The organism is Kitasatospora sp. MY 5-36 (assembly GCF_001182915.1).
In the GTDB taxonomy this organism is placed as follows: domain Bacteria; phylum Actinomycetota; class Actinomycetes; order Streptomycetales; family Streptomycetaceae; genus Kitasatospora.
In genome coordinates, this window is record NZ_LFVW01000963.1 from 1 (window position 1) to 2903 (window position 2903).

Sequence of the window (2903 nt, forward strand, 5' to 3'; positions counted from 1 at the left end):
CCTCGGTGGCGAACGCCGTCGCGGCGGGCGCCCGGCAGCTGCTGGCCTGCCTGGAGGTGTCGCTGGCCCGCGCGGACGCCGGGCGGGCGGCCGTCGAACAGGCGCGGGCCGAGCGCGAGCACGAGCTGCGCGAGCACCGGGAGCACGGCCGCGGGCTCAAGGAGGAGCTGGACAAGCTGGTCGACGCCGGGCACCGGGACGAGGTGCTGCGGGCCGAGAAGCGGCTGCGGATCGAGCAGCTGGAGGCCCGCGCGCTGGAGGAGTTCGGCATCGACGGCGGCGAGCTGCTCGCCTCGTACGGGCCGGACCAGCCCGTCCCGCCGTCCGCGCCCGAGGAGGGGACGGAACCGGGCGAGCCGTACCCGTACGTCCGGGCCGAGCAGGAGAAGCGGCTGCGGGCGGCCGAGAAGGCGTACCAGCAGCTCGGCAAGGTCAACCCGCTGGCGCTGGAGGAGTTCGCCGCGCTGGAGGAGCGCCACCGGTTCCTCGGCGAGCAGCTGGACGACCTCAAGCGCAGCCGGCGCGACCTGCTGGACATCGTCCGGGAGGTGGACCAGCGGGTCGAGCAGCTGTTCACCTCGGCGTACCACGACACCGCCGCCCAGTTCGAGGGCGTCTTCGCCCGGCTCTTCCCGGGCGGGGAGGGCCGGCTGGTGCTGACCGACCCGGAGAACATGCTCGCCACCGGGGTCGAGGTCGAGGCCCGGCCGCCGGGCAAGAAGGTCAAGCGGCTGTCGCTGCTGTCCGGCGGCGAGCGCTCGCTGACCGCGGTGGCGCTGCTGGTCGCGATCTTCAAGGCCCGGCCCAGCCCGTTCTACGTGATGGACGAGGTGGAGGCGGCGCTGGACGAGACCAACCTGCGCCGGCTGATCGGGATCATGGAGGAGCTGCGGGAGAGCTCCCAGCTGATCGTGATCACCCACCAGAAGCTCACCATGGAGTCGGCCGACGCCCTCTACGGCGTGACCATGAAGGGCGACGGCATCTCGCAGGTGATCAGCCAGCGGCTGCGCGAAGAGCACCGGGAGCGCCGGCCGCGGGCCGTACGCACCGCATCGGTGTAGGGCGGCTGCGGTCCATCCGGGCTCCGGTCGCGGATACTGGAGCGGATATGGAATACGTGATCCTTGCCGTAGTCATCGCCGTGGTCGCCATCGGTGCGATCGCCGGCCTCGTCGTTTCCGGCAGACGACGCCAGCAGCTGCCCCCGAAGTCGCAGGCGCCGGTCATCACGGCGCCGAAGCCCACCCCGCAGGAGCCCCAGGTCGGCGAGGAGGCCGCGCCGCCGACCGAGGCGCCCCGCCGCACCGTCGAGGAGGTGCAACTCCCGGAGGCCGAGGCGCCCGCCGAGGCCGAGGCCACCGGGGTCGAGGTCGTCGAGGCCGCTGAGGCGGCCCCGGCCATCGAGGTCCCCGAGCCCACCGCCGGCCGGCTGGTCCGGCTGCGCTCGCGGCTCTCCCGCTCGCAGAACTCGCTCGGCAAGGGCCTGCTCTCGCTGCTCTCCCGCGAGCACCTGGACGAGGACACCTGGGAGGAGATCGAGGAGACGCTGCTCACCGCGGACGTCGGCGTCGCCCCCACCCAGGAGCTGGTCGAGCGGCTGCGCACCCGGGTGAAGGTGCTCGGCACCCGCACCCCCGACGAGCTGCGCGCGCTGCTGCGCGAGGAGCTGGTCGAGCTGGTCGGCAAGGACTCCGACCGTGCCGTGCGCTCCACCAAGCACGAGGAGGGCCCGGCGGTGGTCCTGGTGGTCGGCGTCAACGGCGTCGGCAAGACCACCACGACCGGCAAGCTGGCCCGCGTCCTGGTCGCCGACGGCCGTACGGTGGTGCTCGGCGCCGCCGACACCTTCCGCGCCGCCGCCGCCGACCAGCTCCAGACCTGGGGCGAGCGGGTGGGCGCGCGCACCGTGCGCGGCCCGGAGGGCGGGGACCCGGCCTCGATCGCCTTCGACGCGGTCAAGGAGGGCATCGCCGAGGGCGCGGACACCGTGCTGATCGACACCGCCGGCCGCCTGCACACCAAGACCGGCCTGATGGACGAGCTGGGCAAGGTCAAGCGGGTCGTCGAGAAGCACGGCCCGGTGGACGAGGTGCTGCTGGTGCTGGACGCCACCACCGGCCAGAACGGCCTGATCCAGGCCCGGGTGTTCGCCGAGGTGGTCGACATCACCGGCATCGTGCTGACCAAGCTGGACGGCACCGCCAAGGGCGGCATCGTGGTCGCGGTCCAGCGCGAGCTGGGCGTGCCGGTCAAGCTGATCGGCCTGGGCGAGGGCGCGGACGACCTGGCCCCGTTCGAGCCGGGGGCGTTCGTGGACGCGCTGATCGGCGACTGACAGCCTCCGCGAAGCGTTCGATCAGGGAAGCGCACGAAGGGCCCGCCCCCTCCAGGGGGCGGGCCCTTCCGCGTGCCGGGGCGGGGCGGTCAGGAGGCCATCCAGGCCGGCTCGGCGGTGCGCTCGCGGCCGCGGTGGCAGGCGTAGGCGAGGGTGCCGAGCAGCAGCCGGGCCTCCGGCGGGCAGCCCGCGTTGTCGCGGGTGGGGCGGCGCAGCCAGCGGACCGGGCCGAGACCGCCGAGGACGGTGGGCGGGGCGGCGACGTGGCCGCCCTCGCCGTGGCAGACCAGGTCGAGCGCGGCGTCGTCCCAGCCCATCCGGTACAGCAGGTCGGGCAGGCGCCGGGCGGTGCCGGCGGCGACCAGGAACTGGAGCCGGCCGGTGGGGGGCGCGAGCACCGGGCCCACCTGGGTGCCCATCCGCTCCAGCCGGACCAGGGCCTGGAGGCCGGCCTGCTCGGGGACGTCCAGGACGTCGAAGGCGCGGCCGGTGGGGAACAGCACCGCGCCCTCGGTGCGGGCGGCGCGGGCCCGGCCGCCGCCCCGCACGGGGTGCAGGCCGGGCG

The 2903-nt window shown here is 74.8% G+C and carries 3 protein-coding genes; 2 read left to right on the forward strand and 1 reads right to left on the reverse strand.

What is annotated here, in order from left to right; translation table 11 throughout:
* Positions 1-1064, forward strand: a 1064-nt coding sequence (locus tag AE652_RS38860) for an AAA family ATPase (RefSeq protein WP_049660195.1), incomplete at its 5' end; no start/stop codon positions are given.
* Between the two features lie 47 nt (positions 1065-1111).
* Positions 1112-2338: a signal recognition particle-docking protein FtsY gene (ftsY, locus tag AE652_RS38865; RefSeq protein ID WP_049660198.1), complete on the forward strand. Its 1227-nt coding sequence runs from the start codon at positions 1112-1114 to the stop codon at positions 2336-2338.
* An 89-nt stretch (positions 2339-2427) separates the two neighbouring features.
* Here the strand turns inward: ftsY and AE652_RS38870 are convergent.
* A partial coding sequence (locus AE652_RS38870; protein WP_049660200.1) for a bifunctional DNA primase/polymerase occupies positions 2428-2903 on the reverse strand: 476 nt, incomplete at its 5' end.